Below are 23,658 nucleotides of genomic sequence, written 5' to 3'. Positions count from 1 at the left end.
GATCTGCACCATGACCGAATCCTACGCCCTGTTCGTCGCCTTTGTGCTGGGCATAGTGGAAGGCCTGACCGAGTTCCTCCCCGTCTCCTCCACCGGCCACATGATCATCGTCGGCCACCTCCTCGGGTTTGAAGGACCCAAGGCCGCCACCTTCGAGGTGGTGATCCAGCTCGGCTCCATCCTGGCAGTGGTCGTCATGTTCTGGCGCCGCCTGTTCGGACTCATCGGCATTCACTTCGGTCAGAAACCCACCCCGGGCCACGCGACCCTCTCCCTGGTGCACGTCATCCTCGGCATGCTGCCTGCCGTGGTCGTCGGGCTGGCTATCCACAGCTGGATCAAGGCCAATCTGTTCGGGCCGGAAACCGTGATGTATGCCCTGGTGGCTGGTGGCATCCTGCTCATCATCGCCGAAAAGTTCCGCCCCGCCGTGACCGCGGAGACCCTGGACGACATCAGCTACAAGCAGGCCTTCGGCATCGGCCTGTTCCAGTGCCTGGCACTCTGGCCCGGTTTCTCCCGCTCCGGCGCCACCATCAGCGGCGGCATGCTGATGGGCATCAGCCGCCACGCGGCAGCGGAATTCTCCTTCATCATGGCGGTACCCATGATGATCGCGGCCAGCGGCCTGGATCTCTACAAGAGCCGCGATTTCCTCTCCATGGCGGACTTCCCCATGTTTGCGGTGGGCTTCGTCACCGCCTTCGTGGTGGCCATGGTCGCCATCAAGACCTTCCTGGCGCTGATCCGTCGTCTCGACTTCATCCCGTTCGCCATCTACCGCTTCCTGCTGGCCTTCGTCGTCTACCTGGTCTTCGTGGCCTGATGGGCTTCGCCGCCAAGCAACACAAAAGGGACCCGAGGGTCCCTTTTTTCATGCCGTGATACCGCCTCAGTCGCGCGGCAGCACGCGATCACCGGGCAGCCGTGACCCAACTCAATAGAGGTGCTGACTGATGCCGTTGAGCAGCCGTGACAGCCCCTTGGTGAACTGCACGGGGGCATCCTGCACCGTGTAGCAGAGGCAGCCGTCCGGGGTGTGGGGGCTGTGGGCGTGGCTGGCGTCGCGCCAGATGAAATCCCCCGCCTGATAGCGGGTGTCGCCATCCTCGATGGTGCCCGCCAGCAGCAGGGTCAGCTCATATCCCTTGTGGGTGTGCTCGGGGATCCGCCCCCCCGCCCCGATGTGGAGCAGGTTGGCCCGCGCACCCATCTCGTCCAGCGGCAGGCTGACCTGACGGATGGCCCCGAGATGGCGCCACCTGGGGGCATGATGCCGTGCCAATGCCCGCGGCAGCCGGTAACTGTGACCCGCCACCCTGAGCTCTGGCCTCGGGCTCTCGGGAAGGGCGAGCGCCGCCTCCGTCGCCACCGGCTGTTGCAGTATGCCCGCCAGCATGGCATCGAATCCGGCGGGCAGCGCCTCGTCCGGCACGTCAGGGGCGAGATGCTGGCACGCCAGCGCCTCTTCAAATTCCTTCACCCGGGCGGCGCACTCGGGGCAGAACTCGCAATGGGCGGAGACACCGACGGCCAGCGGCAGAGGCAGCTCGTCGGCGGCGAAGGCGCGCAGCATGGGTTCAGTCGGATGGGTCTTAATCATGGCCTTGCTCCACTTGTTCCTTCAGTTTCTGTAGTGCCAGCCGCAGCCGGGACTTGATGGTGCCAAGGGGCACGCCGAGCCGGTCGGCCAGCTCCTGCTGGGAGAGCTCCTGCAGGTAGATGCCGCGCACCACCTGCTGCTGCGGCTCCGGCAGCGTGGCGACATAGTGGGCCATCTGGCGGGTCAGCACCGCGTCTTCACCGCCGCTCAGGTGCTCCTCTTCGGCCCGGAACTCCAGCAACGGCCAGATCTCCTCGGCGCAGAGCTCCTCCTTGCTGGCGCGGCGGCGGCGCAGCATGTCAAAGCTCTGGTTGCGCATCACAGTGTAGATCCAGGTGGTGGCGGCGCCCTTGTCGGGGTGATAGAGCCGTGCCTTCTGCCAGACCAGCAGCATGGTCTCCTGCACCAGTTCCATGGCGTTGGCTTCGCTGCCGAGGTGGCGCAGCCCATAGCTGCGGATGCGCGGCGCGAAGTGGTGGAACAGGGTGGCGAAGGCAGCCTTGTCGGCACGCTCGGCCACCCGGACCAGCAAAGATGTGAGGTCGCCGTCTGGGTTGTCCATGGGGGGCGATGTCCTGCGTGGAGCCGATTGTGGTTGGCCAGTATATGCCATTGCGCCATCCCTCGCGTGTGGTGTTCACCCCCAATACGGTGAGCGAGGAAAATGGATCACCGGGAAGGGGAATTCAATGGCTCGCGACCAGCAGACCGCTCAGCAGGGAGAGAGTGGGCTGGTTGTCCTTGGCCGCCACCAGCCACTGTTTTTGCTCCACCGGGATGGGCAGCACCTCCAGCCAGCGCTGGGCGACCCAGCTCGCATCCTCCCAGTCCGGCTCCGGATAGAGGGCCGCGTACTCCGGATAGTCGTTGAACACGTCCTGCAACGCCTTGGCCAGGGAGTGCTGATCCGCCTGGAGCCTGCCGCTCTGCCAAGGGGGCAGGGGATCCACCTCGCCGACCCGCAGACCGTCCTCTTCCTGCCAGAGATCCGTGATGCGCACCCGCTCCACCCCGAGCACCGTGATGCCGAGCAAACCATCGGGCAGCAGATCGAAATCGATGATGCGCACCCGGGTGGCGATGGGGTACATGTTGCGCAGCGCGTCGGGCTGGCGGGGGTCCAGCATGCAGAACGCGAACTCCCGCTCCCGGGACTCGGCGATCATGCGCTGGTATCTGGGCTCGAAGATGCGCAGCGGCATGATGCCGCCCGGCAGCAGGTGAGCGGAGAGTGGAAACAGTACCAGTGTCATGGGAATCATCCTCCAACGGCGTCCTCAAAGGATACGACCGCCACGGGAAGCGGGATCATTCAGATCGAATCGGTATAAATAACCCTGTCATAATCAGGGGAAAATAGCCTGGACAAGCCGTTTCGTTATGCAGTAGAAATGGATAACCACCACTTATCCAAATCAATATCCTGCAATGTGGTGGAAAACGCAGTGAAATATCCGCCACACCTACGGGTGCGGGCCGTTCCTATAGTTTTCTCGGCCCGATGCGGGTAAAATTCACGCCCTTATCCAGTCAGTCACTTTTCGACGCGCAACCTCGGTGGTCAGTTATGAAAGAGCATATTCATCATCTACTTGAACAAACGGTAGCCAATCTCAAGTCCGCAGGCGTCCTGCCCGCCGACCTGGAAGCCCGGGTGCAAGTAGACCGATGCAAGGAGAAGGCTCACGGCGACCTGGCCACCAACCTGGCCATGCTGCTGGCCAAACCGTCCCGCAAGAATCCCCGCGAGCTGGCCGCTGCCATCATCGAGCACCTGCCTGCCTCCGATCTGATCGCCAAGGTCGAGATCGCCGGCCCCGGCTTCATCAACTTCTTCTTCGACCCGAGCTGGCTGGCCGGTCAGGTGGAAGCCATGGTGACCTCCGACAACGCCAACGTGAAGCTGCCGGCGCCGCAGACCGTGGTGGTGGACTACTCCGCCCCCAACGTGGCCAAGGAGATGGCGGTGCACCACATCCGCTCCACCGTGCTCGGTGACGTGGCCGCCCGCGCCCTCGAATTCCTGGGCCACAAGGTGGTGCGTGCCAACCACATCGGCGACTGGGGCACCCAGTTCGGCATGCTGATCGCCTATCTGGAGAAGATGGCCAACGAGCACGCCTCCGACATGGAGCTCAAGGACCTGGAAGCCTTCTACACCCAGGCCAAGCGTCACTATGACGAAGACGAAGCCTTCGCCGAGCGCGCCCGCAACTACGTGGTGAAACTGCAAGGTGGCGATGAGTACTGCCGCACCATGTGGAAGAAGCTGGTCGACATGACCATGGAGCAGAACCAGCGCAACTACGACCGTCTGAACATCTCCCTGTCCAACAAGGACATCATGGGCGAGTCCATGTACAACGACATGCTGCCGCAGATCGTGGCCGACCTGAAAGCCAAGGGGCTGGCGGTCGAGAGCGAAGGCGCCACCGTTGTCTTCCTGGACGAGTTCAAGAACAAGGATGGCGAGCCCATGGGCGTCATCATCCAGAAGAGCGACGGCGGTTTCCTCTACACCACCACCGACATCGCCTGCGCCAAATACCGTTACGAGAGCCTGGGCGCCGACCGGGTCATGTACTTCATCGACTCCCGTCAGCACCAGCACCTGATGCAGGCCTGGACCATCACCCGCAAGGCGGGCTATGTGCCGGAGTCCGTGCCCCTCGAGCACCACGCCTTCGGCATGATGCTGGGCAAGGACGGCCGTCCCTACAAGACCCGCTCCGGCGGCACCGTCAAGCTGGTTGACCTGCTGAATGAAGCGGAAGAGCGCGCCAGCGCCCTGCTGGAGAGCCGCAACAGCGACCTCTCTGCCGAAGAGAAGGCCCAGGTGGTGCACGCCATCGCCATGGGCGCGGTCAAGTATGCGGATCTCTCCAAGAACCGCACCACCGACTACATCTTCGACTGGGATCTGATGCTGTCGTTTGAAGGCAACACCGCCCCCTACCTGCAATACGCCTACACCCGTATCCAGTCCATCTTCCGCAAGGCCGGCGTCGATGCCGACACCCTGAGCGGCAAGGTGGTCCTGAGCGAAGACGCCGAAGAGACCCTGGCCCAGAAGCTGATCCAGTTCTCCGACGCGGTCAACGGCGTGGCGGACAAGGGGATGCCGCACCTGCTCTGTACCTATCTGTACGAGCTCTCCGGCAACTTCATGACCTTCTACGAAGCCTGCCCGATCAACAAGGACGGCGTGGACGAGGCGACCCGCCAGAGCCGTCTGCTGCTGTGCGCCGCCACCGCCAAGGTGCTCAAGCTGGGCCTGGGCGTGCTGGGCATCCACACCCTGGAGCGCATGTAATAGATGGCGACCCGGGATTACGTCGGCAACAGCCCGAGACGACGGGCGGGTGGCCGTAACATCAAGAAAGCGGCCCCTCGCCGCTTTCCTGTTATCCCGGCACTGCTGGCCGGGGCCCTGGTCGTCGGTTTCGGCGCCTTCCTCTACCTCATCAACGGCAAGGGCGCCGATGCCCCCACCATCGAAGAGCAGGTGAAGGCCAACAAACCCAAGGCACAGGGCAATACCCTGCCCCAGGAGAAGTGGAGCTACATCGAGCGGCTGGAGAACAAGCAGGTGGACATCATAGAGCCGCCGCCCCAGCCGGGCGTGCTGCCGCCCCCGCCTGCCGAGACCATGACCCTGCAACCGGAGAAGCTGCCCAAGCCGGTCGCGACCGACATCCCCCAGCCGGGGACTCCCATCGGTCAGGTGAAGCCCTATCAGCCGCAACCGGTGCAGCCGACCAAGCCGGCCACCGGCGCCCCGGTCGCCAGCGCCCGGGAGCAGGTGATCGACCAGAAGGCCGAGCGTGAGCGGATGGAGCGGGAGATCCGCGCCGAACTGGAGCGGGAGCGGGCCGAGGCCGCCAGGGCCAAGGCAGCGACCCAGACTGCACAGACCGCAGCCGCCGACGGCGGCCGCTACATGATGCAGTGTGCCGCCCTGCGCTCCCAGGATTCCGCAGAATCCCTCAAGGCGCGCATCGCCTTCACCGCCGGGCTCTCCTCCAGTCTGCAGGTGGTGAACGGGGCCGGTGGCGCCGTCTACAAGGTGATGGTGGGCCCCTTCAACGGCAAGGCGGCGGCCGATGCGGCCAACCGCAAGCTGCAGGGCTCGGGCATCAGCGGCTGCATCCCCAAGAAGGGGTGATCGCCGCGTCCATGCACAGGGCCGGGTGGCAACACCCGGCCCTGTTTCTTTTGGCGCCATCCCGCGCCCACCCGATCCCTCCCCCGCGATCCGTGCTCGACACAGGCTTGAAAAGCCGTTTTGCCATCCCCATCTTTTCCTCCATGCACAGTCAGGCCGTCATTCGGCTCAAGCGAGGTAAGTAAAGTGACTACCATAGTTTCAGTTCGCCGCAACGGTCAGGTCGTCATCGGTGGCGATGGCCAGGTTTCTCTTGGCAACACCGTCATGAAGGGCAACGCCCGCAAGGTTCATCGCCTCTACAACGGCAAGGTACTGGCTGGTTTCGCCGGCGGCACCGCCGACGCCTTCACCCTGCTCGAGCGCTTCGAAGCCAAACTGCAGGCCCATCAGGGCAACCTGGAGCGCGCCGCCGTGGCGCTGGCCAAGGACTGGCGCACCGATCGCGCCCTGCGCCGCCTCGAGGCGCTGCTGGCCGTCGCCGACGAGCACAAATCCTTCATCATCACCGGCAACGGTGACGTGGTGCAGCCGGAGCACGATCTCATCGCCATCGGCAGCGGCGGCAACTTCGCCCAGTCCGCCGCCATCGCCCTGCTGGAGAACACCGAGCTCGACGCCAAGAGCATTGTCGAGAAGTCCCTCAAGATTGCGGGCGACATCTGCGTCTTCACCAACGGCAACCACACCATCGAAGTGCTGGACTATTCAGCTAAATAAGTCGGCGAAATAGGGCCGCCAAATAAGGCCGCCAGCCAAACCCCATTTTCCAAGGGGTGGGCCCTGCCCGCCCCGGATACAGGAACGCCATCATGTCCGAGATGACCCCGAGAGAAATCGTCCACGAGCTGGACAGACACATCATTGGTCAGGCCGATGCCAAGCGCGCGGTCGCCGTCGCCCTGCGCAACCGCTGGCGCCGGATGCAGCTCTCCGAGGAGATGCGCCACGAGGTGACCCCGAAGAACATCCTGATGATCGGCCCGACCGGCGTCGGCAAGACCGAGATCGCCCGTCGCCTGGCCAAGCTGGCCAACGCCCCCTTCATCAAGGTGGAAGCGACCAAGTTCACCGAAGTGGGCTATGTGGGCAAGGAAGTGGACAGCATCATCCGCGATCTGACCGATGTCGCCATCAAGCTGGTGCGCGAGACCGAGATGGAGAAGATGAAATACCGCGCCGAGGAAGCCGCCGAAGAGCGCATCCTCGACGCCCTGCTGCCCAACCCGCGCAACAGCTGGGGTGAGGAAGAGAAAGCCGACAACTCCAACACCCGCCAGATTTTCCGCAAGAAACTGCGGGAAGGTCAGCTGGATGACAAAGAGATCGAGCTGGATCTGGCCGCCTCCCCCATGGGTGTCGAAATCATGACCCCGCCGGGCATGGAAGAGATGGCCAACCAGTTGCAGGGACTGTTCCAGAACCTGGGCCAGAACCAGAAGAAGAAGCGCAAGATCAAGGTCAAGGAGGCCATGAAGGCGCTGATCGAAGAGGAAGCGGCCCGCCTGGTCAACCCGGAAGAGCTGAAGCAGAAGGCCATCGCCTCCGTCGAAAACAATGGCATCGTCTTCCTCGACGAGATCGACAAGATCTGCAAGCGCGGCGAGAGCTCGGGCCCGGACGTTTCCCGTGAAGGGGTGCAGCGCGACCTGCTGCCGCTGGTCGAGGGCTGCACCGTCAACACCAAGCACGGCATGGTCAAGACCGATCACATCCTGTTTGTCGCCTCCGGCGCCTTCCAGATCGCCAAGCCGTCCGACCTCATCCCCGAGCTGCAGGGCCGCCTGCCGATCCGGGTCGAGCTGACCGCCCTGACCACCGAAGACTTCGAGCGCATCCTGACCGAGCCGAACGCCTCCCTGACCGATCAGTACAAGGCGCTGATGGCCACCGAAGGGGTCAACATCGAGTTCACCCAGGATGGCATCCGCCGTCTGGCCGAAGCGGCCTGGCAGGTCAACGAGCGCACCGAGAACATCGGCGCCCGTCGTCTGCACACCGTGATGGAGCGGCTGATGGAAGACATCTCCTACGACGCCTCCGAGAAGTCCGGCGAGACCTTCGTCATCAACACCGACTACGTCAACGCCCACCTCGGCAAGCTGATTGAAGACGAGGACCTGAGCCGCTTCATTCTGTAACAGGTTGATCGATAACGAGGATCCGAGCGGTTAACTATCCTGCTCAACCCCATAGCAAGACGCCTCCCCTGTGGAGGCGTCTTCGTTTTCAGCGTTCTCCCGACTCGCAGCAGTCCCGGGCCACATCACCCTGCACGGCACGCTCCTCCCTTCCCGCCAACCAGAGCGCACTCATCAGCAGCAAGGCCGTCAGGGCGAAGGTGACCCGGGTGGCAAACGCCAGCTCGTCCGCCGTCGCGAGGGCGAGATCGGGCCGCCCTACCAGGGCGGCGAACAGGCCCCCCAGCCCCGCCGCCCCCGTCAGCTGGCCCAGGTTGCGCGACAGGGTCAGCAGCCCGGCCACGGCGCCACGGCTCGCCCCCTCCGCCTCCCCCACCACGGCGCTGTTGTTGGCGGTCTGGAACAGGGCATAACCGGCGGTGAGCAGCAGGATGGGCAGCAGGTAGCCGAGGGGCCCGAGCGCCCAGTCCAGGAGAGCCAGCAAGACGGCGGCCACCACCATGAGTCCCAGGCCGAGGCGCACCACAGGGTTCGCCCCCACCCTGTCCACCAGCCAGCCGGCGGGCATGCCGGACAGCGCCGCCAGCAGCGGGCCCATGGAGATCATCAGCCCCACCGTCCCCATGTCGAGGGCAAAGGCGCCGTGCAGGTAGAAAGGACCGATCAGCAGCGTCGCCACCATGACGCTGGCCACCAGCGCACTGGCGATGATCCCGCCTCTTTGCCTGGACGCCCCCAGCAACGCCAGGGGCAGCAGGGGGCGACGGGCGCCCGAGTCGGCACGTACGAAGAGCGCCATGGCGACGAGCGCCCCTATCCCCGGCCAGGCTCCGAGCGGGCTGCCCCGGGTCAGTGCCAGCCCGTAGCAGAGCAGCGCCGTCACCAGCAGCAACAGACTGGTGAGCGGGAGGCTTCCCTCGGCAGAGCCCGCCTCATCCCGGGGCAGATCCCGCCAGGCACACCCCAGTGCCAGCAACGCCAGGGGGAGCAGCAGCAGGAAGGGTGCCTGCCAGCCAAATCCGCCGATCAACAGGCCGCCGAAGGAGGGGCCGAGCGCCGTGCCGCAGGCCGACAGGGTGCCGAGCAATCCCATGCTCCAGCCCCGTCGGGCTGGCGGCACCAGCTCTCCTGCCATGGCCAGCGAGAGCACCAGCATGCAGGCCGCACCCGCCCCTTGCAGGGTGCGAGCGGCAATGAGCCAGCCGATGGAAGGGGCCAGGGCGCACAGCAGGGAAGCCAGCGCAAAGACCCCGGTCCCCCAGAGCAGCAGGCGACGCCGCCCCAGACGATCCCCGAGCCGACCCGCCACCACCGTCAGACTGGTGATCCCAAGCAGGTAGGCCACCAGCACCCATTGCAGGCTGGCGAAGGGCACGCCGAAGTCCTGCCCCAGGGCAGGCAGCACCAGGTTGGCCATGCTGCCCGCCAGCATGGGTAGCAGGGTGGCGAGCCCGAGCCCCGCGAGACCAAGACGGCGCGTCACGGGAGGGGAAACAAGAAGTGGTGTGGACATGGCAGTCTCTCCGGCAAGTGATGATGCACCCAGGCTAGCGGGGGTAGTGACAAGGCGGAAGATGCACGATTTGCAGCTTATAGTTGCACCAGACGCCATATGAAGAGATGGCAACTCGCGTATCATGAAGGGGTCGGCCCGTCAGGCGCCGCCTGCGAGGAGACGACCATGACCCCGGATTTCAACCTGCTGATCACCCTGGATGCCCTGCTGGAAGAGGGCAGTGTGGCGGGCGCCGCCAGACGGCTAGGCCTGAGTGCTTCCGCCATGAGCCGGGCCCTGGCAAGGCTGCGGGAGACCACGGGGGATCCGCTGCTGGTGCGGGCGGGACGCGGCCTGATCCCCACCCCCCGGGCGCAGATCCTGCGGGATGAGGTTGCCCGCCTGGTTCAGGAGACCCGGGCCGTGCTGCGCCCCCAGCAGGAAGTAGACCCGGCGAGCCTGGAGCGCACCTTCCGCCTGCGATCCAGCGACGGCTTCGTGGAGGCGGTAGGCCCCGCCCTGCTGGCGCGCCTCGCCGTCGAGGCCCCCGGGGTGCGGCTGCACTTTCTGGCCAAACCCGACAAGGAGAGCGGCCCCCTGCGCCGTGGCGAGCTGGACTTCGAGACCGGGGTCATCGGCACCACCACGGCCCCTGAGCTGCGCACTCAGGCCCTGTTCCAGGACCACTTCGTCGCCGTGGTGCACCCGGACCACCCCCTCTGCGACGGCACCCTGACCGTGGCGCGCTATGCCGCCGCGCGCCACGTGCTGGTCTCCCGCCGGGGCCAGCCTCACAGCCCCATCGACGAAATTCTCGCAGGCCAGGGGAGGCGGCGCACCATCACCACCCTGGTTCCCGGGTTTGCAACGGCACTGGCCCTGGTCAGGGAGAGCAATCTGGTGGCGACGGTGCCGCACCTGCACTGCGCCAGCCTGCTCGGCGATCTGGTCACCCTGCCCCTGCCCTTCACTCTGCCAGGGATCCGGGTCGCCCTGCTCTGGCACCCCAGTCAGGATGCCGATCCGGGCCACCGCTGGCTGCGCGCCCTGATACGGGACACCTGCGCCCGGCCCCCCTATCACACCGGGGCCACCGACACCCCCTGATCCGGGTCAGGCAGCGCCCGGCTCCATCACAGGCCCCTTGTGGCCCGGGCGCCCGCACCCGGGGCCTGAAGCGCCTGTCACCACCCCATCACACCGACATGCCTGAGGCTTGGGCACAAGCGGTGGATCCTTCCCCCTGCCGGACGGGGATCACGGCCCCTCAGAGCGGGGCGGATCACATTGCGGGCAAAAAGATCCTGTCGCCCGCTTCCGCATTTTTTATAGGGTCGTATAATTGCGTACAAAATGCATACACCAGGAGCACCAGCCAGATGCACCCCACCCGTCAGAAACTGCTCGATACCGGCCTCGCCATCGCCACTGATAAGGGGCTGCGCGGCCTGACGGTGCGCGAGCTGGCGGCGGCGGCCGAGGTGAACCTCGGCTCCTTCGTCTACCACTTCGGCAACCGCGACGCCTTTATCGACGAGCTGGTGGAGCTCTGGTACGCCCCCCTCTATGACGAGCTCAAGGCCGTGGCAGCCAAAGGCTCCTACCCCTCTGCCATCGCCATGTTCGAGGCCACCATGGAGGCGCTGATCGGGCTGGTGGCGCGCCAGCGCGGCTTCATCAACCACCTGTTTGGCGATGCCCTGGCGGGTGAAGGGGCGGCCCAGCGCTTTCTGCTCAGCCTGCCGCGCCGTCACCCCCTGCTGCTGATCGAGCAGGTACGGATGGCACAGGCGGAAGGGTCGCTGGTCGCCGGTCACCCGCTCCAGCTGATGATCTTCATCATGGGGTCGGTCGGCCTGCCGCTGGTGATCGCAGGCAGCGGTCGTCAGCTCGGCTGGCTGCCCGAAGAGGCCGCCCCCTTTCTCAGCCAGATAGACAACCCCGAGGCCGCCAGACAGCGGCTGGTATGGGCACTGCGCGGCCTGCGCCCCACCGACATGAAAGAAGGAGAAACGGCATGAAACAACGCATCGCGATGCTAGCTCTGCTGCTGGCCGTTCTCGGTGGTGACCTCTGGCTGCAGAGCCATCCTCAAGGAGAAGCAGCATGAAACAACGCATTGCAATCGTGGCCCTGCTGCTAACCGTTATCGGTGGCTACCTCTGGTGGCAGGGGCGCCCGGCCGACGGCTCCATCCTCTACGGCAACGTCGATATTCGCGACGTCAATCTGGCCTTTCGGGTCGGCGGCCGCGTCGATCAGGTGCTGGTCGATGAGGGGGATAGCGTAAAAGCCGGTCAACTGCTGGCCCGCCTCGATCCGGCTCCCCTCACCCACAGCCGCGACAGCGCCCGCGCCAATCTGGCTGCACTCACTGCCGCCAACGCCCTGATCCACAAAGGCTATCGCAGCGAAGAGACCGACCGCGCCCGGGCCGCACTTGCCGCCGCCGAAGCCGCTGCACTGGAGGCCGACCAGCAGTGGCGCCGCCAGAGCGCATTGGCCGCCACCGGCGCTATCTCCCGCGGTCAGCTCGATACCGCCCGCTCCCAGCGGGATCAGACCCAGGCGCAGGTGCGCTCGGCCCGCGAACAGCTCGCCCAGCTCGAAACCGGCTATCGCCCGGAGGAAATCGCCCAGTCCGATGCCCAGCTGGAAGGGGCCAAAGCGGCGCTCGCCAGTGCCGAACTGGCGCTGGCGGATGCCAATCTGACCGCCCCCAGCGATGGTATCATCATCAGCCGCGCCGTCGAGAATGGCAGCATGGTGCAGAGCGGAGCGACCGCCTTCAACCTCTCCCTGACCGCGCCAGTCTGGGTGCGCGCCTATGTGGAGGAGCCCTGGCTCGGCCACTTCCCGAGCGGCGCCAAAGTGACCCTCACCACCGACTCGCGGCCTGATCAGCCCTATCACGGGGTGGTGGGCTTTGTCTCGCCGACCGCCGAGTTCACCCCGAAATCGGTGGAGACGCCTGACTTGCGCACTCACCTCGTCTACCGGCTGCGCATCGTGGTGCAGGATCCCGACCCGGCCCTGCGCCAAGGGATGCCGGTCACCGTCAGGCTGGTTCCATGAACAGCGCCATCTCCCTTGAGGGGCTCACCAAACGCTTTGGTGAGCGGGTCGCCCTCAACGCCATCTCGGCCACCATTCCGGCTGGCGGCATCACCGGGCTAGTCGGCCCCGACGGCGCGGGCAAGAGCACTTTGCTGCGCCTGCTGGCCGGTCTGCTGATCCCAGAAGCGGGCACCATCCGGGTGCTGGGGCTGGATCCGGTGAGCGAGGGGGATCTGTTGCGTCAGCGCCTCGGCTACATGCCCCAGCAGTTCGGCCTCTATGAGGATCTCAGCGTGCTGGAGAACCTCACCCTCTATGCCGACCTGCGCGGCGTACTGGAGCCCGAACGCACGCCCACCTTCGCGCGGCTGCTCGCCTTCACCGACCTCGCCCGCTTCACCGCGCGACCGGCAGGCAAGCTCTCTGGCGGGATGAAACAGAAGCTCGGGTTGGCCTGCGCCCTGCTCGGCACCCCGGATGTGCTGCTGCTCGACGAACCCGGGGTCGGGGTCGATCCCATCTCCCGCCGCGCCCTCTGGCAGATGGTGCGCGAGCTGGCAAAAGGGGGGATGACGGTGCTCTGGAGTACCGCCTATCTCGATGAGGCGGAGCTGTGCGACCACGTGCTGCTGATGGCGGATGGCGAGGTGCGCACCAGCGGCACGCCGGCCGATCTGATGGGGGCCATGGCCAGCCGCTGCTGGCTGCTGGAGGCGGGGCAACTGGATGGCCGCGAGCGACGCGCCCTGCTGCGCCGGGCACTGGCCCACCCAGCAGTGATGGACGGCGCGGTGGCGGGGGAGCGGGTGCGCCTGCTGCTGCACCCGGGCATGACGCCCCCACCGCTGGCAGAGCTGCATCTCGCCAACGGCGCCTTTCAACCGGCCCAGCCCCGGCTGGAGGATGCCTTTATCGACCTGCTCGGCGGCGGCCCCGGCGGGGAGTCGAGTCTGGCAGCCGGGATGCGGGAAGCCGAACTGCCGCAGGGGGTCTCCCCCGAAGCGGTGATCGAGGCGCGCCACCTCACCAAGCGCTTCGGCGATTTTGCCGCCACCGATGATGTCAGCTTTGCGGTGCGCCGCGGCGAGATCTTCGGCCTGCTCGGCCCCAACGGGGCGGGCAAGTCCACCACCTTCAAGATGGAGTGCGGTCTGCTGCGCCCGAGCGAGGGGCAGGCGCTGGTGACCGGCATCGATCTGGCTCATAGCCCCTCGGCGGCACGCCAGCGCCTCGGCTACATGGCGCAGAAGTTCTCCCTCTACAAGCAGCTCACCGTGGCCCAGAACCTCGCCTTCTTCGCCGGTATCTACGGCCTGTTCGGCCGCCACCAGCAGACGCGGATCGATGCCATGGTGACTGCCTTTGCCCTCACCCCCTGGCTCGATCAGAAGGCGGAATCCCTGCCACTCGGCCTGCGCCAGCGCTTATCGCTGGCCTGCGCCCTGCTGCACGAGCCACCGCTGCTGTTTCTCGACGAGCCCACCTCCGGGGTCGATCCGGTAACCCGGCGCGAGTTCTGGTCGCACATCAACGCGCTGGCCGACCACGGCGTCACCGTGCTGGTCACCACCCACTTTATGGATGAGGCGGAGTATTGCGACCGCATTGCCCTCATCTATCGCGGCAAGCTGCTGGCGCTCGGCACCCCGGACGATCTCAAGGGGCTGGCAGCCAAAGAGGCAGCGACCTCTTTGCCAACCGGCTCCTTGCCGACCTGTTCTTTGCCAACAATGGAAGAGGCCTTTATCACCCTGGTCGAGCGGGCCAGCGAGGAGGACGCATGAGCATCAACCGTCGGCGACTGCTGGCCCTCTGCCGCAAGGAGACGCTGCAAATCGTCCGTGACCCGAGCAGCATCCTCATCGCCTTCATCATGCCGGTAGTACTGCTGGTGGTAATGGGTTACGCCATCAATCTGGATGTGGACCACCTGCGCCTCGGCATCTGGCGTACCGATAGCGGCGCCCCGGCGGTGCGGCTGGAGCAGGCCCTGCGCGGCTCTACCGCGCTGGAGATCCACAGCGGCCCGAGCAAGGAGTCCCTGCTCGCCAGTCTGGCCCGTGGCGAGATCCGCGGCCTGCTGGTGATCGACGACGGCTTCTCCCGCGCCATGGCCGGTCAGGGCAATGGCACGCCGCAGGCGCTGCTGCTGACCGACGGCTCCGAGCCCAACACCGCCAACTTCGTCACCAACTATGTGCAGGGGATCTGGCAGGGGTGGCTCGCTGGCGAGGGGGTCGCCATGCAGGTGTCGATAGAGAGCCGCGCCTGGTTCAACCCGGCGCTGGTGAGCCGAAACTTTCTGGTGCCGGGCTCCATTGCGGTGGTGATGACCATCATTGGGGCCCTGCTCACCTCGCTGGTGGTGGCGCGGGAGTGGGAGCGCGGCACCATGGAGGCGCTGCTCGCCACCCCGGTCACCAAGGGGGAGCTGCTGCTCTCCAAGCTGCTGCCCTACTATGGCCTTGGCATCATCGCCATGCTGCTCTGCCTGCTCTTCTCGGTGGCGGTGATGGCGGTGCCGTGGCGCGGCTCCCTGCTGCTGCTCTTTCTGGTCACCAGCGTCTTTCTCGGCAGCGCCCTCGGGCTCGGGCTGTTCCTCTCTACCGTGATGCGCAGCCAGTTCAACGCCGCGCAGGCAGCGCTGATCGCCGCCTTTCTGCCCGCCGTGATGCTGTCGGGCTTCGTGTTCGAGATCGCCAGCATGCCACCGCTGCTACGGGCCATCACCCACCTCATTCCAGCCCGTTACTTCGCAAGCTCGCTGCAGACCCTCTATCAGGCGGGTAGCGTCTTCTCGATCCTGCTGGTCAACGGTTTCTGTCTGCTGCTGCTGGCCGGTTTCTGGCTGGCCCTGACCGCCCGCAAGACGCGGCGCACTCTGGAGTAACCCATGCTGATCCGACTCTGGTGGCTGATCCGAAAAGAGCTGCAGGCCCTGATGGGCAATACCCAGGGGCGCTTTCTGCTCATCATGCCGGTGCTGCTGCAAACCGCCCTCTTCCCGTTCGCCGCCACTCTGGAGGTGACCGGCAACACGCTGGCCATCTACAACCAGGATGGCGGCGCCCAGAGCCGCGAGCTGCTGGAACGCCTCACCCATATGCCCGCCTTTACCACCATCATCCCGGTGCAAGGCGAGGCGGGCATGACCGAGGCCATCACCGGGCAACAGGCACTGCTCGGGCTGATTATTCCGGGGGATTTTTCACGCCGGCTGGCGCGGGGCGAACCGGCCAAGGTGCAGCTGATCATCGACGGCCGCCGCTCCAACGGCGGTCAGGTGGCGGCGGGCTACATCAGTCAGGTGATCGCCCGCTGGCAGAATGAAGAAGGGAACGCAGGCAAGGCGCCGCCGACCCTCGCGGTGCGCAACCTCTACAACCCCAATATCGAGTTCCACTGGCATATCCTGCCGGCCCTGGTGGCCATCATCACCACCACCGGCTGTCTTATCGTCACCGCCCTCTCGGTCGCGCGGGAGCGAGAAGAGGGCACCTTCGATCAGCTGCTGGTTTCCCCCCTCACCGCAGGCTGGATCATGGCGGGCAAGGCGGTGCCCGGCATCCTGGTGGCGGTGGGACAAGGGTGCATAGTCGCGCTGGCCGCCCGTTTTGTCTTTCACCTTCCCTTTGCCGGCAGCCTCAGCCTGCTGATGGCGGGCATGGTCTGCTACGGGCTGGCACTGGCCGGGATCGGGCTCTTCATCTCGTCGTTCTGCTCGACCCAGCAGCAGGCGTTTCTCGGGGTCTTCTCCTTCACCGTCCCGGCGGTGATCCTCTCGGGCTACATCTCACCGGTGGAGAACATGCCGCAGGTGTTCCAGTGGCTGGCTGCCATCGACCCTCTCACCCACTTCATCGTGCTGCTCAAGGGGGTCTTCCTCAAGGGGTTCGACTGGTCGGCCGCCTGGCCCCTGCTCTGGCCGCTGCTCGCCATCGCCGGCGTCACCCTGTCGCTGGCGCTCGCCATGTTCCGCCGCCATATCGCCTGACGCGCCGCCTTGATCAGCTGATGCCGGTCTCGCCAGTGCGAGACCGGCCTTTTTCCGACATAAGTTTTCACTCCCCGGCCGTGGGTAAACCGGGCTTTCCCTCCACCATCCCTCACCCCGAGCCAGCCCAGAAATCATTAACTGGTATACCTATTTTTGTATAGTGTTGAATTTTCTCGAATTACCCCTGAGGAGATATATAAATAGACACTTGATTTGCATCAATCGCCCACCCCTGCCGACTGGGTAGCCTAGCCCCAGAATGATGTTTTATTACTCCAAACTTGAGGCAACTATGAGCAAAGTCAGACTGGTCGTTGTGGGCAACGGCATGGTGGGGCACCGCTTCATCGAAGAGCTGATCGAGCGGGCCGACCCGGGCCGCTACGAGATCACCGTCTTCGGTGCAGAACCCCGTCCCGCCTACGATCGCGTCCATCTCTCCTCCTATTTCTCCCATCACACCAGCGAAGATCTCTCCCTCGTCAAACCCGGCTTCTACGACAAGCACGGCATCCGCCTGCTGCTCGGCGAAGCGGTGAAAAAAATCGACAGGGCCAACCGCGAAGTGCACTCCAACAAGGGCACTGTGGTCGGGTACGACAAGCTGGTGCTGGCCACCGGCTCCTACCCCTGGGTGCCGCCCATCCAGGGCAGCCAGCACCACGAGTGCTTCGTCTATCGCACCATCGAGGATCTGAAAGCCATTCGCAGCGCCGCCAGGAGCGGCAAGAGCGGGGTGGTGATCGGGGGCGGTCTGCTTGGCCTCGAAGCCGCCGGTGCCCTCAAGGCGCTGGGTCTCGAAACCCACGTGGTGGAGTTTGCTCCTGTGCTGATGGCCGAGCAGCTCGACGGTCAGGGCGGCCAGCTGCTGCGCCGCAAGATTGAATCCATGGGGGTGCAGGTACACACCAGCAAGAGCACCAGCGAAATCCTGATGCATGGCGGCGAGCAGGCGAAACACCGCCTCGCCTTTGCTGACGGCAGCCAGCTGGAAGTGGACGTGGTGGTCTTCTCCACCGGCATTCGACCGCAAGATACCCTGGGCCGCTACGGTGATCTCGCCATCGCCGAGCGCGGCGGCATCGTCATCGACGATCACTGCCTCACCTCAGACCCCGACATCTATGCCATCGGCGAGTGCGCCGCCTGGCAGGGCCGCTTCTTCGGGCTGGTGGCACCGGGCTACAAGATGGCCCAGATCACCGTCGACCATCTGCAGGGCGGAGACAGCCGCTTCGAAGGGGCGGACATGAGCGCCAAGCTCAAGCTGCTCGGCGTCTCCGTCGGCTCCATCGGTGATGCCCACGGCCGCACTCCGGGCAGCCACAGCTATGTGTTTCAGGACGATCAAGCCGGCGTCTACAAGAAGATCGTGGTGAGCGAAGACAACAGCCGATTGCTCGGCGCCGTGCTGGTGGGTGACGTGGAAGATTACGGCAACCTGCTGCAGATGATGCTCAACGCCCTGCCGCTGCCGAGCCACCCGGATACTCTGATCCTGCCCGCCTACGCCGGTGCCAAGCCGACGCTGGGGGTGGATGCCCTGCCGGAGAGCGCCCAGATCTGCTCCTGCTTCGACGTCTCCAAGGGTGACATCGCCAAGGCGGTGGCCGAGGGCCACACCACCCTTGCCGCCATCAAGCAGCACACCAAGGCCGGTACCGGCTGCGGCGGCTGCGTGCCGCTCATCAGTCAGGTGCTCAACGCCGAGCTGGTGAAGCAGGGCATCGAGGTCAACAACCACCTCTGCGCCCACTTCCCCCACTCCCGTCAGGAGCTGTTCCATCTGGTCAAGGTGGAGGGGATCAAGAGCTTCGACGAACTGCTGGCCAAGCATGGCCAAGGCTATGGCTGCGAGGTGTGCAAACCGACCGTCGGCTCCATCCTCGCCTCCTGCTGGAACGAGCATGTGCTGAGCCCGCGCAACATCCCGCTGCAGGACACCAACGATATCTTCCTCGGCAACATGCAAAAAGACGGCAGCTACTCCGTCATCCCGCGCATGGCCGGTGGCGAAGTGACTCCGGAGGGGCTGCTGGCGGTGGCCGAAGTGGCCCGCGACTACAAGCTCTACACCAAGATCACCGGCGCCCAGCGCATCGGCCTGTTCGGGGCCCAGAAGGATGATCTGCCCGCCATCTGGCGCAAGCTGCTGGCAGCCGGATTCGAGACCGGTCAGGCCTACGCCAAGGCGCTGCGCATGGCCAAAACCTGCGTCGGCAGCACCTGGTGCCGCTTCGGCGTGCAGGACAGCGTCGGCCTCGGGGTCTTCCTCGAGAACCGCTACAAGGGGATTCGCACCCCGCACAAGATGAAGTTCGGCGTCTCCGGCTGTACCCGCGAGTGTGCGGAAGCGCAGGGCAAGGACGTTGGCATCATCGCCACCGATGCGGGCTGGAACCTCTATGTGGGCGGCAACGGTGGCATGAAGCCGCGCCACGCCGACCTGCTGGCGTCTGACCTCGACCGCGAGACCCTCATCAAGCTGATCGACCGCTTTATGATGTTCTACGTCACCAGCGCCGACAAACTGCAGCGCACCTCGGTCTGGCTCGGCAATCTGGAAGGGGGCGTCGACTACCTGCGCGAAGTGATCGTCGACGACAAGCTGGGGCTGGCCGACACCCTGGAGCGCGATATCCAGACCCTCATCGACAGCTACGAGTGCGAATGGTCGCGCACCCTCAACGAAGAGGAAGCACTCAAGCGCTTCAGCCACTTCATCAACAGCGACAAGCGCGACCCGGACGTTCAGTTCGTCAGCGAACGCGACCAGCACCGACCGGCGACCCCGGCCGAGCGCATCCCCGTCTACCAGATCGAGGTGGAGACCAAATGATGAAATTAGCCTGCCAACTCAATGACATTTTCCCAGGCACCGGGGTTTGCGCCCTGATCGAAGGTCGCCAGATCGCCCTGTTCCGCCCGAGCGCGGCGGCCGAGGTGTTCGCCATCGACAACCGGGACCCCTTCTTCGCCGCCAACGTGCTGTCGCGGGGCCTGATCTGCGAGCACGACGGCGAGCTCTGGGTCGCCAGCCCGCTCAAGAAGCAGCGCTTTCGCCTGAGCGACGGCCACTGTTTCGACAACCCCGTCATGTCGGTGCAGAGCTACCCCGTTGAAGTGCGCGACCAGCAGGTCTGGGTCGCCGTCTAACACCAGATCCCACCCCGGCCCTCCCCTTCACAGGGGAGGGAGCAAAAAGCCCCTCCCCCTTGACAAGGGGGAGGCAGGGAGGGGGTTAAAAAACAGTCAGGGCTGCCCGCGGGCGGCCCTCTTGAAGGAAACAAAGATGTATACCGAAACCATCAACAAGTGCGCCGCCAACGCGGCCCGCATCAATCGCTTCGAGCGCAGCGACAAGCTCGGCTTCTGGCTCAGCTCGGCCATGGCGGGGGCCTATGTTGGCCTTGGCATCATCCTCATCTTCACCCTGGGCAACCTGGTGGATCCCGCCATCCGTCCGCTGGTGATGGGGGCCACCTTCGGCATCGCCCTGACCTTAGTTGTCATCGCCGGCTCCGAGCTGTTCACCGGCCACACCATGTTCCTCACCTTCGGGGTGAAGACGGGCAAGATCACCATGGCCGACCTGCTGCGTATCCTGCCGCAGACCTGGGCCGGCAACCTGATTGGCTCCATTGTGGTGGCGCTCATCTACTCCTACGGCGGCAGCCTGCTACCGGATGCGGGCAGTCTGGCCCACAAGGTGGCGCTGGCCAAGACCCAGGCACCTGCCTTGACCCTGTTCATGAAGGGCGTGCTGTGCAACTGGCTGGTCTGCCTCGCCATCTGGATGGCGCTGCGCACCGAAGGGGCCGCCAAGTTCATCGCCATCTGGTGGTGTCTGCTGGCCTTTATCGCCTCCGGCTACGAGCACTCCATCGCCAACATGACCCTGTTCGCCCTCTCCTGGTTCGGTGCCCATTCCGAGGCCTACACCCTGGGCGGCATCGGCCACAACCTGCTGTGGGTGACCCTGGGCAACACCGTCTCCGGTGCCCTCTTCATGGGCCTCGGCTACTGGTATGCCACTCCCAAGGCTGAGCGCCCGGTCGCGGTGAGCGAGACCACCAGCACCGCCAACCAGACCCGAACCGCCTGATCCGGAGGCCCCATGGACTACTTGCCCATCTTTTGCCGACTCGACAACAAACCCGTGCTGCTGGTCGGCGGCGGCGAGGTGGCGGAGCGCAAGGCGCGCCTGCTGCTGGATGCCGGTGCCCAGCTCACCGTGGTCGCGCCCGATCTCGACCCAGAGCTGGCGGAGCTGGCTGCCAACGGGAGCATCGAGTGGCTGGCCGGTGAATTCGCGCCGCAGCAACTGGCGGGCAAGTGGCTGGTGGTGGCCGCCACCGATCGGCGCGAGGTGAACGCCCTGGTCTACCAGAGCGCCAATCAGGCGCGGATCTTTGCCAACGTGGTGGATGACCCGAAACGCTCCAGCTTCATCATGCCGTCGATCATCGACCGCTCGCCGCTGATGGTGGCCATCTCCTCCGGCGGCAAGGCCCCGGTGCTGGCCCGCTTGCTGCGGGAAAAACTCGAAGCCCTGCTGCCGCAGCATCTGGGTGCCGTCGCGGCCTTCGCCGGCAGCCTGCGGGAGCGGGTCAAGGCCCGCTTCGCCAACATGGGCGAGCGGCGCCGCTTCTGGGAACGGCTGCTCGGGGCGGATCGGCTCGGTCAGGCGCTGGCACGGGGCGATAGCGCCTCTGCCAATCAGCTGGCCGACAACCTGTTTGCCGATGAAAGCCAGACCGGTGGCGAAGTGGTGCTGGTGGGGGCTGGCCCCGGCGATCCGGGTCTGCTCACCCTGCACGCCCTGCGCCAGATGCAGCAGGCCGACGTGGTGGTCTATGACCGGCTGGTCTCGGACGAGGTGATGGCACTGGTGCGCCGCGACGCCAAGCGCATCTTCGTCGGCAAGCAGGCGGGCAACCACTGCGTACCGCAGGAGGGGATCAACCAGCTCTTGCTGGAAGAGGCGAAGAAGGGCCAGCGGGTGGTGCGGCTGAAGGGGGGTGACCCCTTTATCTTCGGCCGTGGTGGCGAGGAGCTGGAGACGCTGGTCGGCAGCGGCATCGGTTTTCAGGTGGTGCCGGGGATCACCGCTGCCAGCGGCTGCGCGGCCTACGCCGGTATTCCGCTGACCCACCGCGACCACGCCCAGAGCGTCCGCTTCGTCACCGCCCACGGCAAGGGGGGCGCCCGGGATCTCGACTGGCCGCTGCTGGCCAAGGACAAACAGACGCTGGTGTTCTATATGGGGCTCTCATCCTGCGCCACCATCCGCGAGCAACTGCTGGCCCACGGCAAGGCGGGCCACACCCCGGTGGCGCTAATCGAGCGCGGCACCCAGCCAAGCCAGCGGGTCATTCGCGGTACCCTCGATCAGTTGCCCGCGCTGGCGGTGGGGGTCGAGAGCCCGGCCCTCATCATGGTGGGATCTGTGGTGACCCTAGCGGACCAGCTCGCCTGGTTCGGGCAAGGAGGCGCCACAGACGCGGCCCTGGCTTCGGCCTGATCGCTGCATCCATTCCAACGCCACCCTCGGGTGGCGTTTCTTTTTCTGCATTTACTGTCATAACCTCTTGTTTTGAGTCTGGTATCCTATGGGGACTGTCCGCCGGATCACCGAATTCAGGAATTCTGCTTCATGTCCCTCCCCCCCAAGAACAGCGCCAAACAGCGTGAACACGACAGAGCCCGCATCCTCACGCTGCTGCTGGCTGATGATGCCCTCACCGAGAGCCTGCTCGACCCGCAAGGGGAGCAGGACGCAGCGCTTCGGGACCAGACCAGCGAGCTGACCCGGCTGGTCAACAGCCTGCCCGCCGCCGATATCGCCGATGCGCTGGAATCCCTGCCGCCGGACGAGCGCCACGTGCTGTGGCAGCAGGTGGATGCAGACAAGCACGGCCAGATCCTGGTGGAAGCGTCGGAGACGGTGTGGGACAGCCTCATCAGCGGCATGAGCGACAAGGAGCTGCTGCACGCCCTGAGCACCCTCGACATCGACGACCAGATCTACCTGGGCCAGCACCTTCCCCGCAACCTGATGGGGCGGCTGCTCACCTCCATGGCGCCGGTGGACAGGGACAAGGTGCGGGAGGTGATCCGCTACGGCAAGCACACGGTCGGCGCCATGATGGACTTCGAGCTCATCACGGTGCGGCCCGACGTGACCCTGGCCACCGTCCAGCGCTATCTGCGCCTGCGCGGCCAGATCCCCGCCAACACCGACAAGCTGTTCGTCACCGATCGGCGCAACCGGCTGCAGGGGGAGCTGCCCCTCACCGCCGTGCTGCTGCACAAGCCCGAGACCCTGGTGAGCGACGCGATGGAGAAGGATCCGGTCACCTTCGATCCGGAAGACAACGACGAGGCCGCCGCCCGCACCTTCGAGCGGGACGACCTGGTCTCCGCCGCCGTGGTGGATGCAAGGGGCAAGCTGATGGGCCGGCTCACCGTCGCCGAGGTGGTGGACCTGGTCTATGAGGAGAGCGACACCGACCTGCGCCGCATGGGGGGGATCAGCGAGGAAGAAGACGTCTTCGCCCCCGTCTCCAAGGCGGTCAAGACCCGCTGGGCCTGGCTCGCCATCAACCTCTGCACCGCCTTCGTTGCATCGCGGGTGATCGGCCTGTTCGAGCACACCATCTCCCAGCTGGTGGCGCTGGCGGCGCTGATGCCCATCGTCGCGGGGATCGGCGGCAACACCGGCAACCAGACCATCACCATGATAGTGCGGGCGCTGGCGCTGCAGCATATCCAGACCGGCAACGTCTCCTTCCTGCTGTGGCGCGAGCTGGGGGTGGCCCTGATCAACGGCCTGGTGTGGGGCGGCATCATGGGCATCGCCACCTTCCTACTCTATCAGGATGCGGCGCTGGGAGGCGTGATGACGCTCGCCATGATCCTCAACCTGCTGGTGGCGGCGCTGATGGGGGTCATCATCCCCATGACCATGAGTCGGCTGGGGCGCGACCCGGCGGTGGGGGCCAGCGTGATGATCACCGCCATCACCGACACCGGCGGCTTCTTCATCTTCCTGGGGCTGGCGACCCTGTTCCTGCTCTAGGGCCCAAGGCTGACCGTCTGCGGCTCCTGCCATGACACGGGGCCGCTTTCGCGCAAAAACGGCATTTCACGCCACTGGGCAAGGAATAGTCGTTGAAATGCCAACCCCACTCCTTATAC

At 65.4% G+C, this 23,658-nt stretch carries 20 protein-coding genes; 16 read left to right on the top strand and 4 right to left on the bottom strand.

Annotation, left to right across the window (positions count from 1 at the left end):
• The first annotated feature begins 10 nt into the window (after positions 1–10).
• The gene (bacA, locus tag J9892_RS11130) at positions 11–826 is read left to right on the top strand and encodes an undecaprenyl-diphosphate phosphatase (protein ID WP_010676024.1); all 816 of its coding nucleotides are present in this window, start codon (positions 11–13) and stop codon (positions 824–826) included.
• Between the two features lie 111 nt (positions 827–937).
• Here the strand turns inward: bacA and J9892_RS11125 are convergent, their stop codons facing one another.
• From J9892_RS11125 to J9892_RS11115, 3 genes are all read right to left on the bottom strand, one after another.
• On the bottom strand, positions 938–1,603 hold the full coding sequence (locus J9892_RS11125; RefSeq protein WP_210538324.1) for a ChrR family anti-sigma-E factor: 666 nt from the start codon (positions 1,601–1,603) through the stop codon (positions 938–940).
• Positions 1,596–2,165, bottom strand: a complete 570-nt coding sequence (locus J9892_RS11120; RefSeq protein WP_010676026.1) for a sigma-70 family RNA polymerase sigma factor — start codon at positions 2,163–2,165, stop codon at positions 1,596–1,598. Before J9892_RS11120 ends, J9892_RS11125 begins: the two co-directional genes overlap by 8 nt.
• A 124-nt stretch (positions 2,166–2,289) precedes the next feature.
• Positions 2,290–2,856: an LON peptidase substrate-binding domain-containing protein gene (locus J9892_RS11115; protein ID WP_210538323.1), complete on the bottom strand. Its 567-nt coding sequence runs from the start codon at positions 2,854–2,856 to the stop codon at positions 2,290–2,292.
• A 314-nt stretch (positions 2,857–3,170) separates the two neighbouring features.
• On the opposite strand from J9892_RS11115, the gene argS reads away from it, so the two are divergent.
• The 4 genes from argS to hslU all read left to right on the top strand — a co-directional run bounded on the left by argS (position 3,171) and on the right by hslU (position 7,909).
• Positions 3,171–4,916, top strand: a complete 1,746-nt coding sequence (gene argS, locus J9892_RS11110; RefSeq protein WP_171864734.1) for an arginine--tRNA ligase — start codon at positions 3,171–3,173, stop codon at positions 4,914–4,916.
• A 3-nt stretch (positions 4,917–4,919) separates the two neighbouring features.
• The gene (locus tag J9892_RS11105; RefSeq protein ID WP_010676029.1) at positions 4,920–5,768 is read left to right on the top strand and encodes an SPOR domain-containing protein; all 849 of its coding nucleotides are present in this window, start codon (positions 4,920–4,922) and stop codon (positions 5,766–5,768) included.
• A gap of 186 nt (positions 5,769–5,954) precedes the next feature.
• The gene (gene hslV, locus J9892_RS11100; protein WP_005306539.1) at positions 5,955–6,488 is read left to right on the top strand and encodes an ATP-dependent protease subunit HslV; all 534 of its coding nucleotides are present in this window, start codon (positions 5,955–5,957) and stop codon (positions 6,486–6,488) included.
• A 92-nt stretch (positions 6,489–6,580) separates the two neighbouring features.
• Positions 6,581–7,909 (top strand): HslU--HslV peptidase ATPase subunit, encoded by a 1,329-nt coding sequence (gene hslU, locus J9892_RS11095; RefSeq protein ID WP_010676031.1) that lies wholly within the window; start codon positions 6,581–6,583, stop codon positions 7,907–7,909.
• 88 nt (positions 7,910–7,997) lie between these two features.
• Here the strand turns inward: hslU and J9892_RS11090 are convergent, their stop codons facing one another.
• Complete coding sequence (locus J9892_RS11090) at positions 7,998–9,422, bottom strand: MFS transporter (RefSeq protein WP_210538322.1); 1,425 nt, start codon at positions 9,420–9,422, stop codon at positions 7,998–8,000.
• A 168-nt stretch (positions 9,423–9,590) separates the two neighbouring features.
• On the opposite strand from J9892_RS11090, the gene J9892_RS11085 reads away from it, so the two are divergent.
• From J9892_RS11085 to mgtE, 11 genes are all read left to right on the top strand, one after another.
• On the top strand, positions 9,591–10,511 hold the full coding sequence (locus J9892_RS11085) for a LysR family transcriptional regulator (RefSeq protein ID WP_210538321.1): 921 nt from the start codon (positions 9,591–9,593) through the stop codon (positions 10,509–10,511).
• Positions 10,512–10,783: 272 nt separating this feature from the next.
• Complete coding sequence (locus tag J9892_RS11080) at positions 10,784–11,425, top strand: helix-turn-helix domain-containing protein (protein WP_043153473.1); 642 nt, start codon at positions 10,784–10,786, stop codon at positions 11,423–11,425.
• An 85-nt stretch (positions 11,426–11,510) separates the two neighbouring features.
• Complete coding sequence (gene hlyD, locus J9892_RS11075; RefSeq protein WP_210538320.1) at positions 11,511–12,479, top strand: secretion protein HlyD; 969 nt, start codon at positions 11,511–11,513, stop codon at positions 12,477–12,479.
• Complete coding sequence (locus J9892_RS11070) at positions 12,476–14,245, top strand: ATP-binding cassette domain-containing protein (protein WP_210538319.1); 1,770 nt, start codon at positions 12,476–12,478, stop codon at positions 14,243–14,245. The genes hlyD and J9892_RS11070 overlap by 4 nt, the downstream gene beginning before the upstream one ends.
• Positions 14,242–15,351, top strand: coding sequence for an ABC transporter permease (locus J9892_RS11065; protein ID WP_210538318.1), 1,110 nt, complete (start codon positions 14,242–14,244; stop codon positions 15,349–15,351). The genes J9892_RS11070 and J9892_RS11065 overlap by 4 nt, the downstream gene beginning before the upstream one ends.
• A gap of 3 nt (positions 15,352–15,354) precedes the next feature.
• Positions 15,355–16,455 (top strand): ABC transporter permease, encoded by a 1,101-nt coding sequence (locus J9892_RS11060; RefSeq protein ID WP_210538317.1) that lies wholly within the window; start codon positions 15,355–15,357, stop codon positions 16,453–16,455.
• 295 nt (positions 16,456–16,750) lie between these two features.
• The gene (nirB, locus tag J9892_RS11055; protein ID WP_043153460.1) at positions 16,751–19,297 is read left to right on the top strand and encodes a nitrite reductase large subunit NirB; all 2,547 of its coding nucleotides are present in this window, start codon (positions 16,751–16,753) and stop codon (positions 19,295–19,297) included.
• A complete protein-coding gene (gene nirD, locus J9892_RS11050) occupies positions 19,297–19,614 on the top strand; it encodes a nitrite reductase small subunit NirD (protein ID WP_043153488.1) in 318 nt (105 codons plus the stop codon). The genes nirB and nirD overlap by 1 nt, the downstream gene beginning before the upstream one ends.
• A 136-nt stretch (positions 19,615–19,750) precedes the next feature.
• On the top strand, positions 19,751–20,563 hold the full coding sequence (nirC, locus tag J9892_RS11045; RefSeq protein WP_210538316.1) for a nitrite transporter NirC: 813 nt from the start codon (positions 19,751–19,753) through the stop codon (positions 20,561–20,563).
• Positions 20,564–20,575: 12 nt separating this feature from the next.
• Positions 20,576–21,982 (top strand): siroheme synthase CysG, encoded by a 1,407-nt coding sequence (cysG, locus tag J9892_RS11040; RefSeq protein WP_043153455.1) that lies wholly within the window; start codon positions 20,576–20,578, stop codon positions 21,980–21,982.
• Between the two features lie 132 nt (positions 21,983–22,114).
• Positions 22,115–23,539: a magnesium transporter gene (gene mgtE, locus J9892_RS11035; protein ID WP_043153452.1), complete on the top strand. Its 1,425-nt coding sequence runs from the start codon at positions 22,115–22,117 to the stop codon at positions 23,537–23,539.
• The last annotated feature ends 119 nt before the right edge of the window (positions 23,540–23,658 follow it).

The organism is Aeromonas sp. Prich7-2, assembly GCF_017939255.1.
In the GTDB taxonomy this organism is placed as follows: Bacteria; Pseudomonadota; Gammaproteobacteria; order Enterobacterales; family Aeromonadaceae; genus Aeromonas; species Aeromonas caviae.
Note: the sequence above shows the minus strand (reverse complement) of the source record. Positions and strands in the feature narration are given on the sequence as shown.